General features: G+C 67.0%; 20 protein-coding genes. 14 read left to right on the top strand and 6 right to left on the bottom strand.

The window, feature by feature from the left end; genetic code table 11:
• From CHB86_RS16650 to CHB86_RS16625, 6 genes are all read right to left on the bottom strand, one after another.
• Nucleotides 1-2,202, bottom strand: coding sequence for a chemotaxis protein CheA (locus CHB86_RS16650; RefSeq protein WP_089234199.1), 2,202 nt, complete (start codon nucleotides 2,200-2,202; stop codon nucleotides 1-3).
• On the bottom strand, nucleotides 2,199-2,579 hold the full coding sequence (locus tag CHB86_RS16645) for a response regulator (protein WP_089234198.1): 381 nt from the start codon (nucleotides 2,577-2,579) through the stop codon (nucleotides 2,199-2,201). The genes CHB86_RS16650 and CHB86_RS16645 overlap by 4 nt, the downstream gene beginning before the upstream one ends.
• A 3-nt stretch (nucleotides 2,580-2,582) precedes the next feature.
• Nucleotides 2,583-2,864: an STAS domain-containing protein gene (locus tag CHB86_RS16640; protein WP_089234197.1), complete on the bottom strand. Its 282-nt coding sequence runs from the start codon at nucleotides 2,862-2,864 to the stop codon at nucleotides 2,583-2,585.
• A 166-nt stretch (nucleotides 2,865-3,030) separates the two neighbouring features.
• On the bottom strand, nucleotides 3,031-3,999 hold the full coding sequence (locus CHB86_RS16635) for a glucokinase (RefSeq protein WP_089234196.1): 969 nt from the start codon (nucleotides 3,997-3,999) through the stop codon (nucleotides 3,031-3,033).
• A gap of 9 nt (nucleotides 4,000-4,008) precedes the next feature.
• Nucleotides 4,009-5,328 (bottom strand): GH1 family beta-glucosidase, encoded by a 1,320-nt coding sequence (locus tag CHB86_RS16630; protein ID WP_089234195.1) that lies wholly within the window; start codon nucleotides 5,326-5,328, stop codon nucleotides 4,009-4,011.
• A gap of 10 nt (nucleotides 5,329-5,338) precedes the next feature.
• Nucleotides 5,339-6,370, bottom strand: coding sequence for a LacI family DNA-binding transcriptional regulator (locus CHB86_RS16625; RefSeq protein WP_089234194.1), 1,032 nt, complete (start codon nucleotides 6,368-6,370; stop codon nucleotides 5,339-5,341).
• 262 nt (nucleotides 6,371-6,632) lie between these two features.
• Here CHB86_RS16625 and CHB86_RS16620 point away from each other — a divergent pair, with 262 nt between their 5' ends.
• The 14 genes from CHB86_RS16620 (at nucleotide 6,633) to CHB86_RS16555 (ending at nucleotide 23,835) form a co-directional block, all read left to right on the top strand.
• A complete protein-coding gene (locus CHB86_RS16620; protein ID WP_089234193.1) occupies nucleotides 6,633-7,988 on the top strand; it encodes an ABC transporter substrate-binding protein in 1,356 nt (451 codons plus the stop codon).
• Nucleotides 7,989-8,079: 91 nt separating this feature from the next.
• Nucleotides 8,080-9,267 (top strand): carbohydrate ABC transporter permease, encoded by a 1,188-nt coding sequence (locus tag CHB86_RS16615; protein ID WP_089234192.1) that lies wholly within the window; start codon nucleotides 8,080-8,082, stop codon nucleotides 9,265-9,267.
• Between the two features lie 12 nt (nucleotides 9,268-9,279).
• Nucleotides 9,280-10,428 carry an ABC transporter permease subunit gene (locus CHB86_RS16610; protein ID WP_089234191.1) on the top strand — a complete coding sequence of 383 codons (1,149 nt, stop codon included), beginning with the start codon at nucleotides 9,280-9,282 and terminating at the stop codon, nucleotides 10,426-10,428.
• 20 nt (nucleotides 10,429-10,448) lie between these two features.
• Nucleotides 10,449-12,119, top strand: coding sequence for an alpha-glucosidase family protein (locus tag CHB86_RS16605; protein ID WP_089234190.1), 1,671 nt, complete (start codon nucleotides 10,449-10,451; stop codon nucleotides 12,117-12,119).
• Between the two features lie 17 nt (nucleotides 12,120-12,136).
• Nucleotides 12,137-13,237 (top strand): ABC transporter ATP-binding protein, encoded by a 1,101-nt coding sequence (locus CHB86_RS16600; protein ID WP_089234189.1) that lies wholly within the window; start codon nucleotides 12,137-12,139, stop codon nucleotides 13,235-13,237.
• Nucleotides 13,238-13,379: 142 nt separating this feature from the next.
• Complete coding sequence (locus CHB86_RS16595; RefSeq protein WP_089234188.1) at nucleotides 13,380-14,525, top strand: MHYT domain-containing protein; 1,146 nt, start codon at nucleotides 13,380-13,382, stop codon at nucleotides 14,523-14,525.
• A 206-nt stretch (nucleotides 14,526-14,731) separates the two neighbouring features.
• A complete protein-coding gene (locus tag CHB86_RS16590; RefSeq protein ID WP_089234187.1) occupies nucleotides 14,732-15,586 on the top strand; it encodes an FAD binding domain-containing protein in 855 nt (284 codons plus the stop codon).
• Between the two features lie 11 nt (nucleotides 15,587-15,597).
• Nucleotides 15,598-16,089, top strand: a complete 492-nt coding sequence (locus tag CHB86_RS16585; protein ID WP_089234186.1) for a (2Fe-2S)-binding protein — start codon at nucleotides 15,598-15,600, stop codon at nucleotides 16,087-16,089.
• Nucleotides 16,086-18,506 carry an aerobic carbon-monoxide dehydrogenase large subunit gene (locus CHB86_RS16580; RefSeq protein WP_089234185.1) on the top strand — a complete coding sequence of 807 codons (2,421 nt, stop codon included), beginning with the start codon at nucleotides 16,086-16,088 and terminating at the stop codon, nucleotides 18,504-18,506. Before CHB86_RS16585 ends, CHB86_RS16580 begins: the two co-directional genes overlap by 4 nt.
• A 41-nt stretch (nucleotides 18,507-18,547) precedes the next feature.
• Entirely contained in the window at nucleotides 18,548-19,426 is an 879-nt protein-coding gene (locus tag CHB86_RS16575; RefSeq protein WP_089234184.1) for an AAA family ATPase, read from the top strand.
• Complete coding sequence (locus CHB86_RS16570) at nucleotides 19,423-20,616, top strand: vWA domain-containing protein (RefSeq protein ID WP_089234183.1); 1,194 nt, start codon at nucleotides 19,423-19,425, stop codon at nucleotides 20,614-20,616. Before CHB86_RS16575 ends, CHB86_RS16570 begins: the two co-directional genes overlap by 4 nt.
• Nucleotides 20,613-21,485: an XdhC family protein gene (locus CHB86_RS16565; protein WP_089234182.1), complete on the top strand. Its 873-nt coding sequence runs from the start codon at nucleotides 20,613-20,615 to the stop codon at nucleotides 21,483-21,485. The genes CHB86_RS16570 and CHB86_RS16565 overlap by 4 nt, the downstream gene beginning before the upstream one ends.
• A 119-nt stretch (nucleotides 21,486-21,604) precedes the next feature.
• Nucleotides 21,605-22,066: an SRPBCC family protein gene (locus CHB86_RS16560; RefSeq protein ID WP_089234181.1), complete on the top strand. Its 462-nt coding sequence runs from the start codon at nucleotides 21,605-21,607 to the stop codon at nucleotides 22,064-22,066.
• A gap of 176 nt (nucleotides 22,067-22,242) precedes the next feature.
• Nucleotides 22,243-23,835, top strand: a complete 1,593-nt coding sequence (locus CHB86_RS16555) for a phospholipase D family protein (RefSeq protein WP_245838031.1) — start codon at nucleotides 22,243-22,245, stop codon at nucleotides 23,833-23,835.
• Nucleotides 23,836-23,848: the final 13 nt, after the last annotated feature.

Genomic DNA, 23,848 nt, shown 5'->3' with positions numbered 1-23,848 from the left:
TCATCCTGTTGGGGCGAGTGCGGGTTGGGTCTGGCCGGGGCGGGTGCCCGCCTTTGCCATCATGTCGACCGGATCGAGGATCAGGGCGACCTGGCCGTCCCCGAGGATCGTTGCAGCGGCAATTCCGGGGGCGTTCCCGTAGCCCTGCTGCAGGCCCTTGATGACGACCTGCCGTTGTTCGTGGATCGCGTCGACGATCAGGGCGCCAAGCGTCTCGCCTTCGTTGGCAACCAGAAGGACGACACTGCCTGCATTGCTTTCCTTCGCCGGGCGGAAGCCGAGTTCGACGCCGAGGTCCAGGAGGGGCACGAAGCTGTCCCGGATATGCAGAACGCGCGTGCGGGGACCGACAGAGCGAATGTCCTGTTCACGGTAGGCCATGGTCTCCGCGATCGCGCCGATGGGAACCACGAGCGCTTCGCCAGCGACATCGACAACCATGCCATCCAGAACGGCGAGGGTCAGCGGCAGCGAGATGGAGAAACAGGTGCCCTTGCCGGGCGAGGAACTGATGGACACGCGACCGCCGAGATCCTGGATGGATTTCCGGACCACGTCCATGCCCACGCCGCGGCCGGACAGGTTGGACACCTGCTTGACCGTGGAGAATCCGGGCATGAAGAGCAGCGCGTCGATCTCGGCGTCGGTCATTGCCTGGCCGGGATCGATCAGACCACGCTCCTCGGCAATCGCCTGGACCCGCGGCCGGTCGATCCCGCCGCCATCATCCATGACCTCGATCACCACCCGGCCGGAACGGTGCGCGGCCGAGAGGGTGATGCAGCCTTCGGAGGGCTTGCCGGCAGCCAGACGGGCCTCCGGGCGTTCGAGGCCGTGATCGACGGCGTTCCGGATCATGTGGGTCAGGGGATCGGCGAGGCGTTCGATGACGGTCTTGTCGACCTCCGTGGCCTCGCCGCGCGTGACGAAGCGCACCGGTTTTCCGACGGCCGCGGAAGTGTCTCGAACGATGCGGGCGAGCCGCTGGAACAGGGATTTGACCGGCTGGGCCCGGATCATCATGACGCTGTCCTGGATATCCCGGGTCAGCTGCATGAAGTCCTCGAGGCCCTGGACAACCGGCGAGTTCGTCGGCAGCCCGGCCTGCGCGACGCTCTGGGACAGCATGGCCTGGTTGATCACCAGTTCGCCCACGAGGTTCACCAGCCGCTCGATCCGGTCGAGATCGACCCGAACGGTTGCCTTGGGCGGCGTGGTGGCGGGGCGGGCAGCGGTGGCCACTGGCGACTCCACGGCGATCGGGGTGGCGGGTGCAGGCTGGGGAGCGTGGGTCTTCGCGGTATCGGGCGGAGGTGTGCCTTCCTCCGGGTCGCTGCAATCGGGCGGAGCGGTCAGGGTGAGACGCGGTCGGACCTCGGCCGACGGTGAAACGCCAGCGTCGGGTGCCGGGGGCATGGCGAGCGGCGGCAGCCCGGGAAGGCAGGGGAGAGATAGCCCGCTCTGCTCCTCGCAGATCGACAGCTTGCACAACCCCTCGACGAACTCGAAAGTCTCCTCGATCTCCGCGCGATCCCGATTGGTCGTGAGCACGATCTCCCAGGCCAGGCAGGCGGCCTCGGGATCGAGCGCGTCCAGCGTGGGAACCTCGCTCAGGTCGGGAGTGATCTGCATCTCGCCCAGTGCGGCCAGCGCGCGCAGCAAATGAACGGGCTCGTTGCCGGAGGTGAAGAGGTCGGGCTCCGGAGCGAACCGGATCCGGACGACCCGGTCGGCGGGCGGGCCTCCGAAGGGCAGTGCGAGGGTCATCGGCTGGAAATCGGTGACCTCCGCCTCCTCTTCCTCCGCCTCGTCCGAGATCAGCGCCTCCAGCTCCCGAAGCGTCGGCTCGACCTTGTCCGGATCCACAGGCAGGCCGTCGCGCGAGTAATGCACGATGTCCGACAGGATGTCGGCGGCGCGCATGAAGAGCAGCACGACATCGTGCCCGGGTTCCAGCCGGCCGGCGCGGACCTCGTCGAGGACGGTCTCGTAGCGGTGAGAGAAACGGACGAGATCGTCGAGACCGAAGGCGCCGGCCCCCCCTTTCATCGAGTGAACCGCACGGAAGCAGATGTTGACCGTTTCGTCATCGGCATCGCCGCCGTCGAGCATGGTCAGCCCGTCCTGAAGCGCCTCCATGAGTTCCTCGCATTCGACGAAGAAGGACGCACGGATTTCGGCCATCGGGTCTGGCGTGGTCATTGTGCACCTCCGGGGCCGGCGACCATGTTGAGTGCGCGCACCAGCTTCACCGGATCGAAGGGTTTGACGATCCACCCGGTGGCCCCGGCCGAGCGCGCACGCGCCTTCATCTCCGGGGCGCTTTCGGTGGTGAGCACCAGGATCGGCGTAGCGCGGTGGCCGTCGAGCCGGCGAACCGCCTCGATGAAGCCGAACCCGTCCATGCGGGGCATGTTGATGTCCGTGATGATGGCATCCGGCGCCATCTCGCCGAGGACTTCCAGCCCATGAAGGCCATCCTCTGCGAGGCTCGGGACGAACCCCGCCTGGGTCAGGGCCAGTTTCAACATGTCCCGGATGGTCCGGCTGTCATCGACTGCGAGAACGCGAAGGCTCATTTTTCATCGCTCCTCTGGCAATGCTTCAAGATCGGCCGTGCTCAGGCCGAAGAGGGCGAGTTGCTCGTCCATCTCGGGGGAGGGGGTTTCGAGTGTCAGCCGGTGCCCATCCGCCTGCCAGCTCCGCTGTGCGGAGAGCAGCACCTGCAGGCAGGGCGTTCCGAGGTGCGTCACGGCATCGGCGCTTACCGACAGGGGGGCGCCACGGAGAGACCGGAGCTCTCCTGCGAGTGGCGTTGCGGCGGGGAGGTCGAGCCGGGCCGGAAGGGCGTAGACCGCGGTCATGCCCGGCACCGGCGCGAGGGGTAGGAATCGATCATGGGGGCGTCCCAATCTTGGCTTGCCAGCCGTCTCTAGCCGGCAAGCCGTTAAGATCGGGTTGCGCGATGCCCCGTGTCGCAGGCTTTTCTCTGGCGGCCGGGGCGGGGCATGCCCGGGCCGCGGTGCGCCGTCAGCTCAGCGCGAGCAGCGCCTGCAGGTGAAGCGCCATCCCAGTGAGGGCCGCGTCGTCGTCCGAGACCACCGTCACCGGGAACTGCTCCATGAAGCCGGAGAACCGTCCCTTGTCGCGCAGCGCCTCGGTGAAGCCCATCTCGGATAGGTAGGGCGCCATCGCCCGGGCGACGCCGCCGATCAGGAAGATGCCGCCGAAGGGCAGCTGGGTGAGCGCAAGGTCGCCCGCGACCGCGCCCAGCAGGCGGGCAAAATGCCCCGCTGCCGCCCGCGCCAGCGGATCGCCCTCGGCCACGGCGGCCATGATCTGCTTGCCCTTGGGAATGGCCTTTTCGGGGGTGCCCGCCTCGATGCAGGCGAACTCGTGCAAGGCGACGAGCCCGCGGCCGGAGAGCGCGTCCTCGACGGCTGCGAAGCCGTGCGATTGCTCCAGGAAACGGGCGAGGCGCATGTCGGTGTCGCTGCGCAGGGGCAGGCTGACGTGGCCGCTTTCCGAGGGGGGCACGAAACGCCCGGCCGGGGTGTCGAACACCGGTGCGGCGTTGAAGCCCGTGCCGACGCCAATGACCAGCTGGGTCGCCTGGATGCGCGGTGGCGGGCCCGCGATCACCGAGAACAGCGCCTCGCTCGGCAGGTGGCCGAGGGCGTGGCCCTGCGCCTGGAGATCATTGAGCAGGGTCACCGTGCCGGCGCCGGTGGCATGTGCGAGGGTGGCCGTGTCGAGCGTCCAGTCGAGATTGGTCAGCGTGCCGACCCCTTCCCGAACCGGCCCGGCCATGGCGAGGCAGGCGGCGGCGGGGGTCTCGGTGCCGGTCTCCTCGAGATAGTGGCGCAGAACCGGCTCGAGGGAGTCGAATTCGGCGTTGGGAAAGTGGCGGACGGAGCCGCTGATCACCTGGCCGTTGCGGGCGAGGGCGACGCGGGTGTTGGTGCCACCGATGTCGGCGAGCAGGGAAGGGGCGGGCATGGGCGATCCTCAGCTGGCTAGGGCGGCCTGGAGGGCCAGATAGGACGCCTTGGGCGTCCGCTGCAACGTATCGAAATCGACGTGGATCAGCCCGAAGCGCTTCTCGTAGCCCAGGGCCCACTCGTAATTGTCCATCAGCGACCAGACGAAATACCCCTCGAGCGGCACGCCCTCCGCGATCGCCTGCTTGGCGGCATCGAAGTGACGGGCGAGGTAGTCGATGCGCACCACGTCGTCGACCTTTCCGTCGATCACGAGGTCGGGGTTCGCCATGCCGTTCTCGGTGACGTAGAGCGGCAGGTCGCCGGAATAGTCCGTGTGGCAGCGGCGCAGGAAGTGCAGCAGCCCCTCCGGGTAGATCTCCCAGCCCATCTGCGTCTTGGGCAGCGGCCCCTCGATGGAGGTGTGGGCCGGCCAGGGACCGTCCACGGCCTTGATGATCTCGCGGGTGTAGTAGTTGACGCCGAGCCAGTCGACGGGCGTTCCGATCACGTCGAAATCGTCCTGCCAGCCGGCGGGCAGGTGGTCCTTCATGGCGGTGACAATGCGCTCCGGGTATTTCTTGTGGAAGAAGCCGGACATGAAGAAGTTGTTGTAATAATCATCGAAGGTCGCTGCCGCCTCGATGTCTTCGGGCGAGCCGCTGGCCGGTTGCGCGTAGGTGAAGTTGCAGACGGCGCCGATATCGCCCACGCCCATCGCGCGTAGCGCCTGCGTCGCGGTGCCATGGGCCAGCATCACGTGGTGCATCGCGCGGGCGGCGGCGCGGATGTCGCGCACGCCGGGCGCATGGATGCCGAGGAAATGGCTGAGGAAACTGACGCACCAGAGCTCGTTGATCGTCGCCGTCTTCCAGATCCGGTCGCCAAGGCGGCCCATCAGCACCTCGGCGTAATCGGCGAACCAGCTCGCGACGTCCCGGTTGCGCCAGCCTCCGAGGTCGGCCAGCGCCGAGGGCAGTTCCCAGTGGTAGAGCGTCAGCATCGGCTTGATGCCGCGCTCCAGCATCCCGTCGACCAGCTTGTCGTAGAAATCGAGCCCTTCGGCGTTCACCGCACCGCGACCCTCCGGCAGAACCCGCGCCCAGGACGCGGAGAAGCGGTAGGCGTCGAAACCTCCGTCGCGGATCAGGTCCAGATCCTCTTCCCAGCGGTGATAATGGTCGCAGGCCACGGCGCCATCCTCGGCGCGCACCACGTTGCCCGGGGTGGCGGCGAAATCGTCCCAGTGGGTGCGGCCGGCGCCGCCGAAGGAATGCCCCTCGATCTGGTAGGCGGCGGTCGAGGCGCCGAAGAGGAAACCGTCGGGAAAGTCGCTGCGCTTGTACATGGCAGGGTCCTTACTGGATTGGAGCCGGCCCGGTGGAGGGGCCGGCCAGGAACGAGGCTTGCAATTTGGTGTGGATCGGCCCCTCGGAGGGATCGGCGATCAGCCGCAGCAGCATCTCGGCGCAGAGATGGCCGGCCTGGCGGACCGGGGAATGGGTGGCGGTGAAGAGGGGCTGCTCCGGCGTGCCGTTCGGGAGATAGGAAAGCCCGTCGTCATGGACCACGACCGACACGTCCTGGCCCATCTGCAGCCCGGCCTCCCGGATCGCCCGGTGCACGCCCATGCCCACCAGCATGGAGGAGGCGAGGAAGGCCGTGGGGGGCTGCGGCTGCGCCAGCAACCGTTGCGCGGTGTCATGGCCGTAGCTCTCGGTCATGGCGGCACTCGCCATCAGGTCGCTGCGCGGGCGCAGGTTGCGCGCGGCCAGCGCGTCGATGAAGCCTTCGCGCCGCCGATGTGCGAAATCCATGTCCTCGATCCCGTTGATCAGCGCGATGTCGCGATGTCCGAGGTCGAGCAGGTGGTCGGTCGCCGTGTGGAAGGCATGCCGGTTGTCCATGTCCATCCACGAATAGGCCTCGTCATGGTCGGAGACGCGGCCATGCACCACGAAGGGCAATCCGATCTTGTGCAGGATCCCGATCCGCGCATCGCCGGTGAGCGGGGCCTGCATGATCAGCCCGTCGACCCGCCCCTTGCGCAGCAGCGACCGGTAGACGGCGGTCTGTTCGGCCTCGGTGACCAGCGACATGACGATGTCGTAGCCGCGAGCGGCCAGCGTCTCGGCGGCGCTGGCGACGAAATCGGCGAAGACGGGGTTCACGATCTCCTGGCGGGCCGAGGTCGTGAGCACCAGGCCCACCGCCATCGCCCGTCCGGTGGCCAGCGACCGGGCGCGGCTGTCGGGGCGGTAGCCGTGTTCGCGCGCGGCCTCGTGCACCCGTTTGCGGGTGGCTTCGGAGACCTCCGGATAGCCGTTGAGCGCACGGCTCACTGTGGTTTGGCTGAGCCCGAGGGTGGCTGCCAGGTCCTTGAGGTTCATCGGCGTCGGGTCCGGGTTGCACTGTGCGACGTTACGCCTGCGCATCGGGGAGAGTCAAAGGGCTTTGGGTCCAAAAAATGTGCAGCATGATGCCGTTTTCCTCTTCGAATCCATGTTTTTGGGCGTAAGCTGTCCGCGTTGACAGGGTGATGCCAAAGGACTAGGTGACTCTTGTCCAAAGCGCTTTGGGCATGATTCTCCCTGGCGCGGGCAAACCTGCCGCAGGGCCGAAAGCCCGGGCGGCTCATTCGGGAGGCTAACAATGACATTGAAACTCATGGCCGGCGTGGCAAGTCTGGCCCTGATCGCTGGAACCGCGGGCGCGCAGGAGCTCAAGTTCGCGCCGGGCGAGGGCCCTTTCAGCTGGGACAGCTACGAGGCCTGGGCCGCCGAGGCGCCTGACCTGAGCGGTCAGACCGTCACCGTGGCCGGCCCCTGGCTCACCCCGGAAGATGGCTTCTTCCGCGACGTGCTTGCCTATTTCGAGGCCGCCACCGGCGCCAAGGCCGTCTACACCGGCTCCGACAGCTTCGAGCAGCAGATCGTGATCGACGCCGAGGCCGGCTCGCCCCCGAACATCGCGGTCTTCCCGCAGCCCGGCCTTGCCGCCGTGCTCGCCGCCAAGGGGCAACTCACCCCGCTCGGCGACGACATGAAGCAGTGGGTCACCGACAACTACGCCGCGGGCCAGTCCTGGGTCGATCTCGGCACCTATCCGGATGCCAGCGGCGCGCCGGAATTCTACGGCTACTTCTACAACGTGAACCTCAAGAGCCTGGTCTGGTACAGCCCCGACAACTTCGACGATGCGGGCTACGACGTGCCGGAGACCATGGAAGACCTGAAGGCGCTGACCGAGCAGATCGCCGCCGACGGCGAGACGCCCTGGTGCATCGGCCTCGGTTCCGGCGCGGCAACCGGCTGGCCGGCGACCGACTGGGTCGAGGACATGATGCTGCGCACGCAGCCGCCAGAGGTCTATGACCAGTGGGTCAGCAACGAGATGCCGTTCAACGACGAGCGGGTGATCGAGGCGATCGAGGAATACGGCTGGTTCGCCCGCAACGATTCCTTCGTCTCCGGCGGTTCCGGCGCGGTGGCCTCGACCGACTTCCGTGACAGCCCCAAGGGCCTCTTCTCCTCGCCGCCGCAGTGCTACATGCACCGCCAGGCCTCCTTCGCCACCGCCTTCTTCCCCGAAGGCGTCGAGCCCGGCGTGGATGCGGACTTCTTCTATCTGCCCGGTTTCGCCGAGAAGGACCTCGGCAACCCGGTCCTGGGCGGCGGCACCGTGCTGGCGATCACCGATCCCACCCCGGGCGCGGAAGCCCTGATGGAGTTCCTGACCCTGCCGATCGCGAGCGAGGTCTTCATGAACCAGTCCGGCTTCCTCGCGCCGCACAAGGGCGTGAACCTCGATGCCTACCGGGACGACATCCTGCGCAAGCAGGGCGAGATCCTGCTCAACGCGACCACCTTCCGCTTTGACGGGTCCGACCTGATGCCCGCCGCCATCGGCGCCGGCACCTTCTGGACCGGCATGGTGGATTACACCGGCGGCAAGGATGCCAAGGCCGTGGCCGACGACATCCAGCGGTCCTGGGACGCGCTGAAGTAACCGGCTCGAAAGCGATCCCGGGCGGCCCGCCTTCCTCGCGGGCCGCCCTTGTTCGAACCGCGCGACACGTCGCGGGTTGGGGAGGGGAAACATGAATCCGGCCTTGCAAGGTCTCGTGACCATCATCATCGGCGTCGGTGGCTGCGTCGGGTATTTCTACCTGTCCAACTACCTGCTGGACCGCCTGCTGATGCCGGCCCGGGTCATCGGCGAAGCCGAGGCCGGTCGTCGGCGCCGGCTCGGGCAGATCTTTCTGCTTGCCGTTCCGGCGCTCCTGATCCTTGTCGCGCTGCTGATGTCGGACGCGCGCTTCACCGCGCCCTGGCTGTTCTGGCTGGCGGTGGGAGCGGCGGTCGTCTTCGGGCTCTGGCGGCTCACCGATTTCATGTTCGCCACCGGCGAGCTTTCCGCGGGCCACAACATATCCCGCGCCAACATGGTTCGCCCCTGGCTGTTCCTCGCCCCGGCGATGATCGCGCTCGGGCTCTACCTGACCTATCCGGTGTTCGAGACGCTGCGCCTGTCGCTGATTGCCCGCGACGGCAGCATCGGATTCGACAACTACGCCTTCATGTTCGGCGAGCAGAAGTTCCGAGAAGCCCTTGGAAACAATATGTTCTGGCTGATCGTGGTGCCCGCCATGTCCACCGCCTTCGGCCTGGTCGTGGCCCAGCTGACCGACCGGCTGTCCTGGGGCAACATCGCCAAGATGCTGATCTTCATGCCGATGGCAATCTCGATGGTCGGGGCCTCGGTGATCTGGAAACTGGTCTATGAATCCCGCCCTGTCGACGTGGAGCAGATCGGCGTGCTGAACGCGATCTGGGTCGCGATGGGCGGCGAGCCGCAGCACTGGCTTCAGCTGGCGCCCTGGAACAACCTGTTCCTGATGGCGGTGCTGATCTGGATCCAGACCGGCTTTGCCATGGTGATCCTCTCCGCCGCCCTGCGCGGCATCCCCGAAGAGACGGTCGAAGCCGCCATCGTCGATGGCGCCGGGCCGTTCCAGATCTTCTTCAAGATCAAGGTGCCGCAGATCATGTCGACCATCGTGGTGGTCTGGACGACGATCACGCTGACCGTGCTGAAGGTCTTCGACATCGTCTTCGCCATGACCAACGGCCAGTGGGGCACGCAGGTGCTGGCGAACTACATGTACGACAAGATGTTCCGGGCCAACGACTGGGGCGTGGGCTCGGCGGCGGCGATGATCATCATGCTGCTCGTGACGCCGATCCTGGTCTGGAACGTGCGCAACGCGCGCAAGGAAATGCGGTAGGAGGGCCGGCAAATGGACAATATCGCAGGACACAAATCCGGGCTGACCTGGGCGGTTCACCTCTCCGTCCTGTTCCTCGTGCTGCTGTGGATCTTTCCCACGGTCGGGCTCTTCGTCTCGTCCTTCCGGACCTCGGACCAGATCTCGTCGACCGGATGGTGGAAGGCGCTGTTCCCGACCGAGCAGAACTCTGTGTATCGCGCCCCCTCGGCGAGCGACCAGATCGAACAGGGCGGGGTCTTCGTGATCGAGGGCAATGTTTTCGAGGGAAGTGCCACGGGCGACATCGCCCATTGGGGCGTGTCCTCGCGCGAAATCGACGCCTATGCGCCCGGCGAGACGGCCGACCTCGGCGAGGACGGCAGGCTGACGCTGAATGCGGACGGATCCTTCCGGCTGGAGAACACCGAGGCCTTCACCGGCTCGCGCGGCCAGCGGATCTTCGTGACCGCCACGACGCCGCCGGAGTTCACATTGGCGAACTACGAGTTCATGCTGTTCGATCCGCGCAACTCCGAGGGCATGACCAAGGCCTTCTTCTCGACCCTGACGGTGACGATCCCCTCCACGATCATCCCGATCCTGATCGCCGCTTTCGCAGCCTATGCGCTGGCCTGGATGGAATTCCCCGGCCGGGCGCTGCTGATCGCCTGCGTGGTCGGGCTGCTCGTGGTTCCGCTTCAACTGGCGCTGATCCCGCTGTTGAAGTTCCACAACAATATCGGGATCGGAAAGGGCTACCTCGGGGTCTGGTTTGCCCATACGGGCTTCGGCCTGCCGCTCGCGATCTACCTGTTGCGCAACTACATGGCCGGGCTGCCGCGCGACATCATCGAGAACGCCAAGGTCGACGGGGCGACGGATTTCCAGATCTTCGTGAAGATCATCCTGCCCCTCAGCTTCCCGGCGCTGGCCTCCTTCGCGATCTTCCAGTTCCTCTGGACCTGGAACGACCTTCTGGTGGCCATGGTGTTCCTGATCGACAGTTCCGGCGAAACGACCGTCATGACCCGGCAGATCGTCGAGATGCTGGGCACCCGCGGCGGCGACTGGGAGATCCTGGCTACGGCGGCCTTCATCTCGATGGCGGTGCCGATCCTGGTGTTCTTCGCCATGCAGCGATACCTCGTGCGCGGCCTCCTGGCCGGCTCGGTCAAGTAAACAAGATACGTGAGTCAGACATGAGCTTTGTAGAGACGCACCTCGACTTCTCCTCCGCACCGGACGCCCGCCGCGGCGATCCGGACTGGTGGCGCGGCGCGGTGATCTACCAGATCTATCCGCGTTCCTTCCAGGACACGAACGGCGATGGCGTCGGCGACCTTGCCGGCATCATCCACCGCCTTCCGCATATCGCCTCGCTGGGCGTGGACGGGATCTGGATCTCGCCGTTCTTCCGCTCGCCGATGCTCGATTTCGGCTACGACGTCTCCGACTATTGCGACGTCGATCCGATGTTCGGCTCGCTCGGCGATTTCGATGCGCTGATCCAGCGGGCGCACGAACTGGGGCTCAAGGTGCTGATCGACCTTGTGCTGTCGCACACCTCGTCGCAGCACCCCTGGTTCCAGGAGAGCCGTCAGAGCCGCGACAACGCGCGGTCGAACTGGTACGTCTGGGCCGATCCCAAGCCTGACGGCACGCCGCCCAACAACTGGCTGTCGATCTTTGGCGGCTCGGCCTGGGAATGGGACGGGGAGCGGATGCAGTACTACCTGCACAACTTCCTGATCGACCAGCCGGACCTCAACTTCCACGAGCCCGCGGTGCAGGATGCGCTGCTGGACGTAGCCCGCTTCTGGCTCGATCGCGGGGTCGATGGCTTCCGGCTCGATACGGTGAATTTCTATGTGCACGACAAACAGTTGCGGGACAATCCTGCGCTGAAGCCTGAAGAGATCAACGACAAGACCGCCCCTGCGGTGAACCCCTACAACTTCCAGAACCACCTCTACGACAAGACCCAGCCCGAGAACCTCGCCTTCCTGACCCGTCTGCGCAAGCTGATGGACGAGTACGGCGCCATCACCTCGGTCGGCGAAGTCGGCGAGAGCCAGCGCGGCATGGAGGTGCAGGCGGAGTACACGGCCGGCAACGACCGGCTGCACATGTGCTACGATTTCGCGTTTCTCGCCAATGCCTTCCCGAGCGGAACCTATGTGGCGGACACGCTGACGCGCTTCGACGAGATCGCGTCGGACGGCTGGGCCTGCTGGGCCTATTCGAACCACGACGTGCCACGCTACGTGTCCCGCTGGAGCCTGACGCCGCAACTGGCGCAAGTGCTTGCGGGGGTGCTGCTGTCGATGCGCGGCTCGGTCTGCCTCTACCAGGGCGAGGAGCTCGGCCTGGAGGAGGTCTATGTCGCCTACGAGGATTTGCAGGACCCCTACGGCAAGCGCTTCTGGCCCAAGTTCCGCGGCCGCGACGGCTGCCGCACGCCCATGCCCTGGAACCGGGACCAGCAGAACGGCGGTTTCAGCGAGGGTAAGCCCTGGCTGCCGATGGCGGTGGAGCACCTGAACCACGCGGTGAACGTGCAGGAGGACGACCCCGACAGCATGCTCGCCTTCTACCGCCAGATGATCGCATTCCGGAAATCGCACCCGGCGATCGTGAAGGGGAGTTTCGAGGCCGTGGCGGGGGAGGAGCAGTTCCTGTCCTTCATCCGCGCCCACGACGGGGCCCGCGTGTTCTGTGCCTTCAACCTGTCGGACAAGGCGCGGCGGGTGCCATTGCCGGCGGGTAACTGGATGCAGGACAAGGGCACGCCCTTCACCTCGACTTTCGAAGATGGCGGCATCACCCTGCCGCCCTACCAGGCGGCCTTCGCCGTCGAACGGACTGCCTGAGCTGGGGAGAGCTGGAAATGGCCGGACTGAAACTCACCGATGTCGGCAAGCGCTACGGCGAGGTCGAAGTGCTGAAGGGCATCAACCTGGACATCGACGCGGGCGAGCTGATCGTCTTTGTCGGGCCGTCCGGCTGTGGCAAGTCCACGCTCCTGCGGATGATCGCCGGTCTCGAGAAGATCAGCGACGGCGAGCTGCAGATCGACGGGCAGGTCGTCAATGACGTGCCGCCCGCGCAGCGCGGGATCGCGATGGTCTTTCAGTCCTATGCGCTCTATCCGCACATGACGGTCTACGACAACATGGCCTTCGCGCTGAAACTGGCGAACAAGAGCAAGGCGGAGATCGACACGGCGGTGCGCAAGGCGGCCGACATCCTGCAGCTCACCCCCTATCTCGACCGGCTGCCCAAGGCGCTTTCGGGCGGCCAGCGGCAGCGGGTGGCGATCGGGCGCTGCATCGTGCGCGATCCCAAGGTCTTCCTGTTCGACGAGCCGCTTTCCAACCTCGACGCCGCGCTGCGGGTCGCGACCCGGCTGGAGATCGCCCAGCTCAAGGAGAGCATGCCCGACCGCACGATGATCTACGTCACCCACGACCAGGTGGAGGCGATGACGCTTGCCTCCCGGATCGTCGTGCTGGCCGACAAGGGGATCAGCCAGGTCGGCACGCCGCTGGAGCTCTACGAAACGCCGCAGAACGAGTTCGTGGCGCAGTTCATCGGCTCGCCCGCGATGAACCTGCTGCCCGGCGAGATCGTCGGCACCGGCGAACGCACCAGTGTGCGGCTGGAGGGAGATCACGGCATCGTCGTCTCGGCCTATCCGTCGGTCGAGAGCGACATGGGCCGCCGCGTCAACGTCGGCATCCGGCCGGAGGACATGCAGCTCACCGACGACCCCGACAACGCGTTCTCGGCGACGGTCGATGTGCAGGAAAATCTCGGCGAGGTGACGCTGCTGTTCTTCGTGCCCGAGCACGAGGGCAAGGAGCCGGTTATCGCCAAGCTGCCAGGCATCCATCGCGGCCTGAAGGGCAAGACCCTGCGGCTCGCGGCCCAGCCCGAGAAGGTGCATGTCTTCGCCGACGGCGTCTCGCTGCTCTATCGCAACCGGTAGGCCGCCGGGCGCCCCGTCCTCCGGTCCGTTGCCGCGGATCGGGGGCAGGGCGCCGCGCCCCCGTTGACGCCGCGCCGTCCTCCGCAAATAGTGTCGTCGGGGAGCCGTGAGCCGAGCCCGGCTTCCCGGGGAGGACACGAACTTGCTCGAATACAGCTACGACACCCGGCTGGTGCTGGCGTCGCTTGCGGTTGCCTTGATGGCCGGTTTTACCGGGCTGTCGCTGCTGCAGGGCGCCTCGCGCCTGCCCGCGCCGCGCCGCAAACTGGTGGTCAGCATGGCCGCCATCTGCCTCGGGGGCGGCATCTGGTCGATGCATTTCGTGGCCATGCTGGGCATGCGGCTGCCGATCGCCTTCTACTACGATGCGCTGGTCACGCTGATCTCTGCGCTGGTGGCGATCCTGATCGTCGGCCTTGCCCTGTTGCTGTTGCATTTCGGCAGGCGTTCACCGGGGCGGATCGCCCTGGCGGGCGGCATCATCGGGCTCGGCATTCCCGCGATGCACTACATCGGGATGTCGGGGATGCAGATCTGCCGCCCGGTCTATTCGCCCGGGGGCATCGCGTTCGCCGTCGCGGCCTCGGTCGCGCTCAGCGTCAGCGCGGTGGCGCTGGCCTACAGCCGGCGAGGCTCGCGCAACATCGTCCTGGGGACGGTCGGCTTCGGCCTCGCGGTCTTCGCCGTGCATTTCATCGCCATGCAGGGCACCGGTTTCGTTTCGCAGGAGGTGGGCGAGACGGAGATGACCTGGATGAGCAACGAATTCCTGGCCTTCGGCGTGACCCTAACCGTTTTCGTGATCTCCGGCGCCTTCCTGCTGACCGGGGTGAGCTTCTCGCAGGCGGATGAGGCGACCGAGCCCGCGCCGGAGATCGCCCCCGCGCCGGACCCGGTCGCCGAGCCCGTACCGGCCGCGGCTGCAGCGCCGCCGGTCGAACCGCGTGCTGCGACTGCCGTTCGCGTGCCCTACGAGAAGGATGGCCGCACCCGCTTCGTGGCGCCGGAGCAGATCGCGGCGGTGCGGGCGGAGGGCCACTACACGATGCTCTACGTCGGCGAGGACAAGTTCTTCTGTCCCTGGTCGATCACCGAAACCGCCTCCCGCCTGCCGGAGGAGATGTTCTTGCGCACCCACCGGAGCTACCTCGTGAACCGTGCCTTCGTGACCGGGTTCGAGCGGCGCAAGGACTCGGGCGTCTGTTATTTCGACAACGTCCGGTCGCTGCCGAAGGTACCGGTCAGCCGCTCGCGCCTGCCCGAGGTGCGCGAGATCCTCGGCATCTGAACGCCGCCCCCAGAACAGAGGCATACCCGCCGGGCTGCGCCGAACGCCCTGCAAAAAAAGGACGCGCGCACGAGATGCGCAACTCGTGCAGCCCATTCGCATTTCGTGAGCGAAGTGGTGGCGCCGGTTCAAGACCGCGATCCGCGGCATGAAACCCCACTAATCTGATGTCCAAGCGGGCATGCCCGCCCAAGGGAGGACACCAGATGATACCAGCGGCTTTCGATTACCATCGGCCGGCAGATGTCGCGTCGGCGATTGCCTTGTTGCAGGAACACGGGGATGGCGCGCGGGCGCTTGCGGGCGGCCACAGCCTGATCCCGATGATGAAGCTCCGGATGGCCTCCGTGGACCATCTCGTGGACCTTCAGGACATAGACGAGCTGAAGGGCATCGCGATCACCGGAGGCAAGGTCTCGATCGGGGCGATGACGACCCAGAACGAGCTGATCACCAACGACGTGCTGGCCCAGGCCGCGCCGATCCTGCGCGAGGCGGCGCTGCAGATCGCGGACCCGCAGGTGCGCTATGTCGGCACCATCGGCGGCAACGTCGCCAACGGAGACCCGGGCAACGACATGCCGGGGCTGATGCAGTGCCTCAACGCGACCTTCACGCTGGTTGGCCCCGATGGCAGCCGCGATGTCGCCGCACGCGACTTCTACGAGGCCGCCTACATGACGGAGCGGGAGGATGAGGAACTCCTGACCCGCATCACCTTTGTCGCGCCGACGGGTGGCTATGCCTATGAGAAGCAGAAGCGCAAGATCGGCGATTACGCCACCGCTGCCTGCGCCGTGCAGCTCTCGAAGCAGGGCGGCGAATGCGCCACGGCCGCGATCGCGATGACCAACCTCAGCGATGTGCCGGTGTTCTCGGAGGCCGCGGGCGCGGCGCTCGTCGGCACCGCCTGTGACGCCGGCGCCGTGAAGGCCGCCGTCGCCGCCGCGCTGGAGGAGATCGACCCGATGGAGGACAACCGCGGCCCCGTCGACTTCAAGCGTCACGTCGCAGGCGTGATCATCTCGCGCGCCATCGAACGCGCCTGGTCGCGGGCCTGAGGGAGAGAGACATGAGCAAGATGCACATCCAGCTGAAGGTCAACGGCGAGGACCACGACCTGCTCGCCGAGGCACGCGAGCTTCTGATCCACGTTCTGCGGGAAAAGCTCGGGATCACCGGCCCGCATATCGGCTGCGAAACCTCGCATTGCGGGGCCTGCACCGTCGATCTGAACGGCAAGTCGGTGAAATCCTGCACCGTGTTCGCTGCCCAGGCCAACGGGGCCGAGATCACCACCATCGAAGGGATCGGGACCCCCGATGCCCTGCACGTGCTGCAGCAGTCCTTCCGTGAGCACCACGGGCTTCAGTGCGGCTTCTGCACGCCGGGCATGATCACCCGTGCCCATCGGCTGCTGCAGGAGAACCCGAATCCGACCGAGGAGGAGGTGCGCTTCGGCATGGCCGGCAACCTCTGCCGCTGCACGGGCTACCAGAACATCGTCAAATCCATCCTCGCCGCCGCGGCCGAGATGAACGCCGCGAAGGAGGCCGCAGAATGAACGACCAGTCGCCCCCCACCCGCGAGCAGCGCGTCGCCGGCCTCAAGGGCCTCGGCTGTTCCCGCAAGCGCGTCGAGGACGCGCGGTTCACGCAAGGCAAGGGCAATTACGTCGACGACGTGAAGCTGCCCGGCATGCTGTTCGGCGATTTCGTGCGCTCGCCCTATGCCCACGCCCGCGTCAACGCGATCCGCACCGAAGAGGCGCTGAAGGTGCCGGGTGTGCTTGCCGTGCTGACGGCGAAGGATCTCGAGCCGCTCAGCCTGCACTGGATGCCGACGCTTGCCGGCGACAAGCAGATGGTTCTGGCCGACGGCAAGGTGCTGTTCCAGGGCCAGGAGGTCGCCTTCGTCGTGGCGACCGACCGCTACGCCGCCGCCGACGGGATCGCCGCCGTCGAGGTGGACTACGAGGAACTGCCCGTCCTGACCGACCCGTTCGAGGCGCTGCAATCGGACGTGGTGCTCCGCGAGGATATCGCGGACCAGACCGAAGGCGCTCACGGCGCCCGCCGGCATCACAACCACATTTTCCTGTGGGAGGAAGGCGACGAGGCCGCGACGAACCAGGCGATCGAGAGCGCCGAGGTCGTGGCCGAGGAGATGGTCTATTACCACCGCACCCATCCGTGCCCGCTGGAGACCTGCGGCTGCGTTGCCTCGATGGACAAGGTGAACGGCAAGCTGACCGTCTACGGCACCTTCCAGGCGCCGCACGTAGTGCGCACCGTCGCCTCGCTGCTATCGGGTATCGAGGAGCACAACATCCGCGTGATCTCGCCCGATATCGGTGGCGGCTTCGGCAACAAGGTCGGGGTCTATCCCGGTTACGTCTGTTCGATCGTTGCTTCCATTGTCACCGGCAAGCCGGTGAAGTGGATCGAGAACCGGATGGACAACCTGATGGCCACCGCCTTTGCCCGGGACTACTGGATGAAGGGCAAGATCAGCGCCACCAGGGATGGCAAGATCACCGGCCTGCATTGCCACGTTACGGCCGACCACGGCGCCTTCGACGCCTGCGCCGACCCGACGAAGTTCCCGGCCGGCTTCTTCCACATCTGCACGGGCTCCTATGATATCCCCGTGGCCTATGTGGGCGTGGACGGGGTCTACACCAACAAGGCGCCGGGCGGCGTGGCCTATCGCTGCTCCTTCCGGGTGACCGAGGCGGCCTATTTCATCGAGCGGATGATCGAGGTGCTGGCCATCGAACTCGGCATGGATGCCGCCGAACTTCGCGCCAAGAACTTCATCCGCGCCGACCAGTTCCCCTACACCAGTGCTCTGGGCTGGGAATATGACAGCGGCGATTACCACACAGCCTGGGACAAGGCGCTGAAGGCCGTCGACTACGAGGGCCTGCGGCGGGAGCAGGCCGAGCGCGTGGAGGCCTTCAAGCGGGGCGAGACGCGCAAGCTGCTGGGCATCGGGCTCACGCATTTCACCGAGATCGTGGGCGCCGGGCCCGTCAAGAATTGCGACATCCTCGGGATGGGGATGTTCGACTCTTGCGAAATCCGGGTGCATCCCACGGGGTCGGCCATCGCGCGTCTGGGGACGATCAGCCAGGGGCAGGGGCACGCCACCACATTCGCCCAGATCCTGGCAAGCGAGATCGGCATACCTGCCGACTCCATCACGATCGAGGAAGGGGATACGGACACCGCTCCGTATGGACTCGGCACCTATGGCTCCCGGTCCACGCCGGTAGCCGGGGCTGCCACCGCGATGGCCGGCCGCAAGATCCGCGCCAAGGCGCAGATGATCGCGGCCTACCTGCTCGAGGTCCATGACGACGACGTGGAGTTCGACGTCGACCGCTTTGTGGTCAAGGGCGCGCCGGAGCGCTTCAAGACCATGGCCGAGATCGCCTACGCTGCCTACAACCAGGCGATCCCGGGCGTCGAGCCGGGGCTGGAGGCGGTCAGCTACTACGATCCGCCGAACATGACCTATCCTTTTGGCGCCTACATCTGCGTCATGGAGATCGACGTCGACACCGGCGTGCACGAGATCCGGCAGTTCTATGCGCTGGACGATTGCGGCACCCGGATCAACCCGATGGTGATCGAGGGGCAGGTGCATGGCGGCCTGACCGAGGCGCTGGCCATCGCGATGGGGCAGGAGATCGCCTACGACGAGATCGGCAACCACAAGACGGCGACCTTCATGGACTTCTTCATTCCGACCGCCTGGGAGACGCCGACCTACACCACCGACCACACCGAAACGCCCAGCCCGCATCACCCGATCGGCGCCAAGGGCGTGGGCGAGAGCCCGAACGTGGGTGGGGTGCCGGCCTTTTCCAACGCGGTGCACGACGCCTTCCGCGCCTTCGGGCTGCGGCAGGCCCATATGCCCCACGACCAGTGGCGGGTGTGGAAGATCGCCCACGACCTCGGCCTTCACGGCTGAAAAGGGAGGCGGGGCGGCCCCGGCGGCCCCGCGCATTCACCATGCAAGACTGGAAAAGCCTGCAGGAAGCCTTCGCGGCGAAGGGCTATGTCGCATCGCCCGACCTGGCGATGGCGCTGCACATTGCCGGTTCGCTGGGCCGTCCGCTGCTGCTGGAAGGCGCGGCGGGGGTCGGCAAGACCGAGGTGGCGCGTACCCTCGCGTCGGTGCTCGACACGGAGCTGATCCGGCTCCAGTGCTACGAGGGGCTCGACGCCGCGCAGGCGATCTACGAATGGAACTACCAGCGGCAATTGCTGGCGATCCGCGCCTCCGCCGAGGACGGCCAGACCGGGCGCACTGTGGAGCAGAGGATCTTTTCCGAGGAATTCCTGCTCGAACGTCCGCTCCTGCACGCCATTCGGCGGCCCAGGTCCCCGGTGCTGCTGATCGACGAGATCGACCGCGCCGACGAGGAGTTCGAGGCCTACCTGCTGGAGGTTCTTGCCGACTTCCAGATCACGGTGCCCGAACTCGGCACCATCACCGCCACCTCGCGCCCGCATGTGATCCTGACGGCAAACGGCACCCGCGACCTGTCGGATGCGCTGCGCCGGCGCTGCATCTACTCCTACGTCGAATATCCCGACCGTCAGACCGAACTCGAGATCCTGAACAGGCGCAGCCCCGGGATCGAGCCGCATCTCGCGGCCCAGATCGTCGGCTTCGTGCAGGCGCTGCGCAAGGAAGACCTCGAGAAGGTGCCGGGCGTGGCCGAGATGCTGGATTTCGCCGCCGCGATCTCCGGGCTTGGGATCAACGACCTTTCCGACGATCCGGAGACGCTGCAGGCCACGCTCGTCACCTTGCTCAAGACGGCGGCCGATCGTGCCGCGATCCCGGCGGAAGTGGCCGCCCGGCTGGTGGGGAAGGCGGCATGAGCCCGCGCGGGCGGATCACGCGGTTCGCAGGCCGCGATCCGGGCGTCAGTGGCCGGGTCGCCGGCTTCATCGCGCACCTGCGGGAGAACGGTTTCCATCTCGGCGTGGCCGAGACGGACATGGCCCTGCACGCGCTGTCCGTCGTCCGCGCGGTCGATCCGGCGGAGGCGCGGATGGCGCTCAAGTCGGTCTGTGCCGGAACCGCGCAGGACATCGCGGCTTTCGACGAGCTTTTCGACAGCTACTGGATGAACGAGGGCAGGGTGCGGCAGAAGGCGGTTCCGTCCGGGGACGGCGCGCAGGCCCGCCACAGCCGCAACTCCCGGGAGGCCGAGGGGGGGCGAAGCGCCGCCTCCGGACGCCAGCACAGCCCGGAGGAGACGCCGGACGGTGAGGCCGCCTCGGAGGGGACGGGCAAGCTGGTCGCCTCCCGCATCCAGCAACTGATGAAGAAGGATCTGCGTGACCTGGTCTCCCCGCAGGACATCCACGCGGCCGAGGTGATCGCCCGCCGCCTCGGCGCTGCGATCCGCGACCGGCGCTCCCGCCGGCGCAAGGCCGCGCGGAAGGGATCGACCATCGACTTCCGCCGCACCATCCGCGCCAGCATCGCAACCGGGGGCGAGCCTGTGCGACTGGCGCATCGCAACCGGCCCGACAGGCCCGTCCGCATCACGGTGCTCTGCGACGTCTCCGGCTCCATGCTGCCCTATGCGCGGCCCTTCCTGGCCTTCGTGGCCGGGCTGATGCGGGCCGATCCCGCCTCGGACGCCTACCTGTTTCACACCCGTCTCGTGCGGATCACAGAAGCGCTCCGCGACGACGATCCGCTGCGCGCGCTCAACCGGATCACGCTGCTGGCCGACGGTTTCGGCGGCGGTTCGCAGATCGGCCGCAACCTCGAGCAGTTTGCCCGCAGCTATGCGCGCCGCTTCGTCGACGGGCGCAGCGTCGTCTTCATCCTCTCGGATGGCTACGACAGCGCGGCACCGGAACTGACCGGCACGGCGCTAGCCCGCCTGCGCCGGCGCGGATGTCGCATCGTCTGGCTCAACCCGCTCAAGGGATGGGACGGCTACGAGCCCGTGGCGCGCGGCATGGCGGCCGCGCTGCCGCATGTGGACCTCTTCGCTGCGGCCAACACGCTCGAATCCCTTGCACGCCTCGAACCGGAAATGGGGACGCTATGACGACACTTCCGACCTCTGCCCAGAAACTCGACCGGGAACTTGCGCGCCTGCGCGACAGCGGCCGCGCCTTTGCCGTGGCGACCGTGGTGCGCACCATCGACGCGACCTCCGCCAAGCCCGGCGCGAAGGCGCTGCTGGATGCGGAGGGTACCATTCTCGAGGGCTGGATCGGCGGCGGCTGCGCGCGCGGCGCCATCGGGCGCGCGGCCCGCGACGCGCTGGCCAGCGGCCAGCCGCAATTCGTCTCGCTCCGGCCGGAGGATCTGCTGGAGGCGCAGGGCGTCTCGGCCGGCCAGCAGCAGGATGGCGTACGCTTTGCCCGCAACGGCTGCCCGTCGAAAGGCTCGATGGATGTCTTCGTCGAGCCGGTGCTGCCTGCGCCGGAGCTCGTCGTGCTCGGCGAGAGCCCGGTGGCGTTGGCGCTGGTCGAGCTTGGCCGACACTTCGACCTGCGCCGGACGCTCTGCGCGCCGGGTCTGACAGGCTGCGCCGTGCCGGAGGCTGACCGGGTGTCCGACAGTTTCGCGCTGGACGTGGGCGGGGATGCCGCGCGGTTCATCATCGTGGCCACCCAGGGCAAGGGTGACGAGGCCGCCCTGCGGGCCGCGCTCTCGGCCGGGGCCGACCACATCGCCTTTGTCGGCAGCCGCCGCAAGTTCGCCACCCTGGCCGCCCGGCTCCGGGCCGATGGCGTCGAGCCGGAGGCGCTCGACGCGGTCAAGGCGCCCGCGGGCCTCGATATCCACGCCATCACGCCGGAGGAGATCGCGCTGTCGATCCTGGCCGAGCTCGTGGCGGTGATGCGGTCCGGCCAGCGCCCCGGTGCCGGCCCGGCCCAACCTGTTACAAACCAGAAGAAAGGTCTTTGAGATGTTGCGCAGAATGGTGAAGATGCTCAGACGCGCCAAGACCCTTGTCCGACAGCCCGGATCGGAGCAGGCGAACGTGCTCGCCCGGGTCAAGTTTCCCTGTTGCTGAAAGGATTCCCATGGAACTTCAGGAAGAAATCCTCATCCCGGCCCCGCGTGACAAGGTCTATGCGGCCCTCAACGACACAGAGGTGCTCAAGGCCTGCATTCCCGGCTGCGAGGAACTGATCCGGCATTCGGACACCGAGCTGGAGGCGAAGGTGGTGCTCAAGATCGGCCCGGTGAAGGCGCGGTTCGGCGGCAATGTCGTGCTAGACCAGAGCCAGGCGCCGGCCGCCTTCTCGCTGACGGGAGAGGGCACGGGCGGGGCGGCGGGCTTTGCCAAGGGCGGCGCCGACGTGACGCTGGAGGACCGCGGCGAGGAGACCCTGTTGACCTATACCGCCAAGGCCGAGGTTGGCGGCAAGATCGCCCAGCTTGGCAGCCGTCTGGTCCTTAGCACGTCGAAGAAGCTCGCGGGCAAGTTCTTCAAGAACTTGCAGGACGAGCTTTCGCCCGAGGAAGCCCAGACAGCCACCTAGGACAGATCGCGGCGGGCCGTCACCGCCGCGCACCCACCCCCATCCATCCCATGCAATCCGGACCGCTGAGGCCCGCGCGACACGGTCGGCGCGGGCTGTTCGCCAAACCGCATGGCATCCCGTTTGATCGGCCGCTAGGCTTGTCGGGGCGCGGCTGTGCCAGCGGGGAGGGGCAGATGACACAAGACATGCGGATGACCGGGGGATCGGTGGCGACGGGCAGGCGGGTATGGCGCCGGTTGGCCGAGGCTCTTCTCATTCTGGCGCTTGGCGGGCTGCTGACGGCCTGTGCGAGCCGTCCCGCAAGCTACACCAAGACGGTGACCCGCGCGGTGTCGGAGCCCAGCGGCACGTTCCTGTCCCGCCGGGCAGACGCCCTTGGCAATCCGCATGACGGCCGGTCCGGCATCCGGCTGGTGTCCGACGGGCCGGAGGCGCTCGCGCTGCGCCTGATCCTCGCGGAGAAGGCCGAGCGCAGCATCGACGCGCAATATTACCTTCTGCACAACGACGCCTCGGGCCACCTGTTTGCCTGGAGCCTGTTGCAGGCGGCAGACCGCGGTGTGCGGGTCCGGCTGCTGCTCGACGATATGGACGTGGCCCAGTACGACGCCATGAGCGCCGCGCTCGACCGTCACCCGAACATCGATATCCGCCTCTTCAACCCGTTTCGCCGCGGTCTCGGCAAGAACATCGCCTCGGTCTTCGAATTCGACCGGGTGAACCGGCGGATGCACAACAAGTCCATGACCTTCGACAACACGGTCACGCTGGTCGGTGGGCGCAACATCGGCGACGAGTATTTCGCGGCCCGGGAGGACAGCAACTACAACGATCTCGACGTGCTCGCCGCCGGCCCCATCGCGCAGGACGTGTCCGCCGCGTTCGATGAATACTGGAACAGCACCTATGCCGTGCCGGCGCAGATCGTGGTCGGCGATCGGGGAGAGCCGCTGACGCTGGACGAGGCGCGGGCACGGCTGGCCGGCCTTGCCGAAACCGCCCGCCGGAGCCCCTATGGAAATGCGCTCAACCATGCCATTCGGGACGGCGTCACATCGCGTGACATCGGCCTGGACTGGGTGCCGGCGACGCTGATCTCCGACCCGATCGAAAAGGCGTCCGGACGGTCCGGGCAGGAGGATTTCGTGGCCGCGCGGATACGCCCCCTGCTGGACGCGGCAGAGGAGGAGCTGCACGTGTCCTCGGCCTATTTCGTGCCGCGCAAGAACGGCGTCGACCTGCTGTCGGGGATCAGCGCCCGCGGCGTGGAAGTGCAGATCCTGACCAACTCGCTCGCCTCGACGGACGTGGTCCCCGTCTACGGACACTACGCGCGGTCGCGAAAGGCGATGCTGGAGGCCGGTATCCGGCTGTGGGAGCTGCGCCCCGACACCGAGCGCGCCGACCGCGAACGCCTCGGGCTGGGTCTGTCGAATTCCTCGCTCCACACCAAGGCCTTCGCCATCGACGGGCGCTACCTGTTCGTCGGCTCGTTCAACTGGGACCCGCGCTCGGTTTGGATCAACAACGAGATGGGCGTGCTGATCGACTCCGAACCGCTCTCACGGGAGGCCGTGGCGATGTTCCGCGCCAACATCGCGCGCTCGGCCTACGAGGTCCGGCTCGACGAGGGGGGCAACGTGGCCTGGCTGGCGCGGGGCGAGGACGGCACGATCGTGGTCCATCGCCAGGTGCCGGCGTCCACGCCCTGGGAGGTCTTCGTCAGCAAGGTCTACGGAACCCTGCCGATAGGCAGCCAGCTCTGACGCTCGCGGCGTC

This window comes from Tropicimonas sediminicola (assembly GCF_900188335.1).
Classification (GTDB): domain Bacteria; phylum Pseudomonadota; class Alphaproteobacteria; order Rhodobacterales; family Rhodobacteraceae; genus Tropicimonas; species Tropicimonas sediminicola.
The sequence above is the reverse complement of the archived record's forward strand: the minus strand, read 5'-3'. Positions and strand labels throughout refer to the sequence as shown.

Bases quoted from the DNA above. Each gene is read 5' to 3' on its own strand.
- CHB86_RS16650 (WP_089234199.1), bottom strand. From the start codon at position 2,202: ATGACCACGCCAGACCCGATGGCCGAAATCCGTGCGTCCTTCTTCGTC.
- CHB86_RS16645 (WP_089234198.1), bottom strand. From the start codon at position 2,579: ATGAGCCTTCGCGTTCTCGCAGTCGATGACAGCCGGACCATCCGGGAC.
- CHB86_RS16640 (WP_089234197.1), bottom strand. From the start codon at position 2,864: ATGACCGCGGTCTACGCCCTTCCGGCCCGGCTCGACCTCCCCGCCGCA.
- CHB86_RS16635 (WP_089234196.1), bottom strand. From the start codon at position 3,999: ATGCCCGCCCCTTCCCTGCTCGCCGACATCGGTGGCACCAACACCCGC.
- CHB86_RS16630 (WP_089234195.1), bottom strand. From the start codon at position 5,328: ATGTACAAGCGCAGCGACTTTCCCGACGGTTTCCTCTTCGGCGCCTCG.
- CHB86_RS16625 (WP_089234194.1), bottom strand. From the start codon at position 6,370: ATGAACCTCAAGGACCTGGCAGCCACCCTCGGGCTCAGCCAAACCACA.
- CHB86_RS16620 (WP_089234193.1), top strand. From the start codon at position 6,633: ATGACATTGAAACTCATGGCCGGCGTGGCAAGTCTGGCCCTGATCGCT.
- CHB86_RS16615 (WP_089234192.1), top strand. From the start codon at position 8,080: ATGAATCCGGCCTTGCAAGGTCTCGTGACCATCATCATCGGCGTCGGT.
- CHB86_RS16610 (WP_089234191.1), top strand. From the start codon at position 9,280: ATGGACAATATCGCAGGACACAAATCCGGGCTGACCTGGGCGGTTCAC.
- CHB86_RS16605 (WP_089234190.1), top strand. From the start codon at position 10,449: ATGAGCTTTGTAGAGACGCACCTCGACTTCTCCTCCGCACCGGACGCC.
- CHB86_RS16600 (WP_089234189.1), top strand. From the start codon at position 12,137: ATGGCCGGACTGAAACTCACCGATGTCGGCAAGCGCTACGGCGAGGTC.
- CHB86_RS16590 (WP_089234187.1), top strand. From the start codon at position 14,732: ATGATACCAGCGGCTTTCGATTACCATCGGCCGGCAGATGTCGCGTCG.
- CHB86_RS16585 (WP_089234186.1), top strand. From the start codon at position 15,598: ATGAGCAAGATGCACATCCAGCTGAAGGTCAACGGCGAGGACCACGAC.
- CHB86_RS16580 (WP_089234185.1), top strand. From the start codon at position 16,086: ATGAACGACCAGTCGCCCCCCACCCGCGAGCAGCGCGTCGCCGGCCTC.
- CHB86_RS16575 (WP_089234184.1), top strand. From the start codon at position 18,548: ATGCAAGACTGGAAAAGCCTGCAGGAAGCCTTCGCGGCGAAGGGCTAT.
- CHB86_RS16570 (WP_089234183.1), top strand. From the start codon at position 19,423: ATGAGCCCGCGCGGGCGGATCACGCGGTTCGCAGGCCGCGATCCGGGC.
- CHB86_RS16565 (WP_089234182.1), top strand. From the start codon at position 20,613: ATGACGACACTTCCGACCTCTGCCCAGAAACTCGACCGGGAACTTGCG.
- CHB86_RS16560 (WP_089234181.1), top strand. From the start codon at position 21,605: ATGGAACTTCAGGAAGAAATCCTCATCCCGGCCCCGCGTGACAAGGTC.
- CHB86_RS16555 (WP_245838031.1), top strand. From the start codon at position 22,243: ATGACACAAGACATGCGGATGACCGGGGGATCGGTGGCGACGGGCAGG.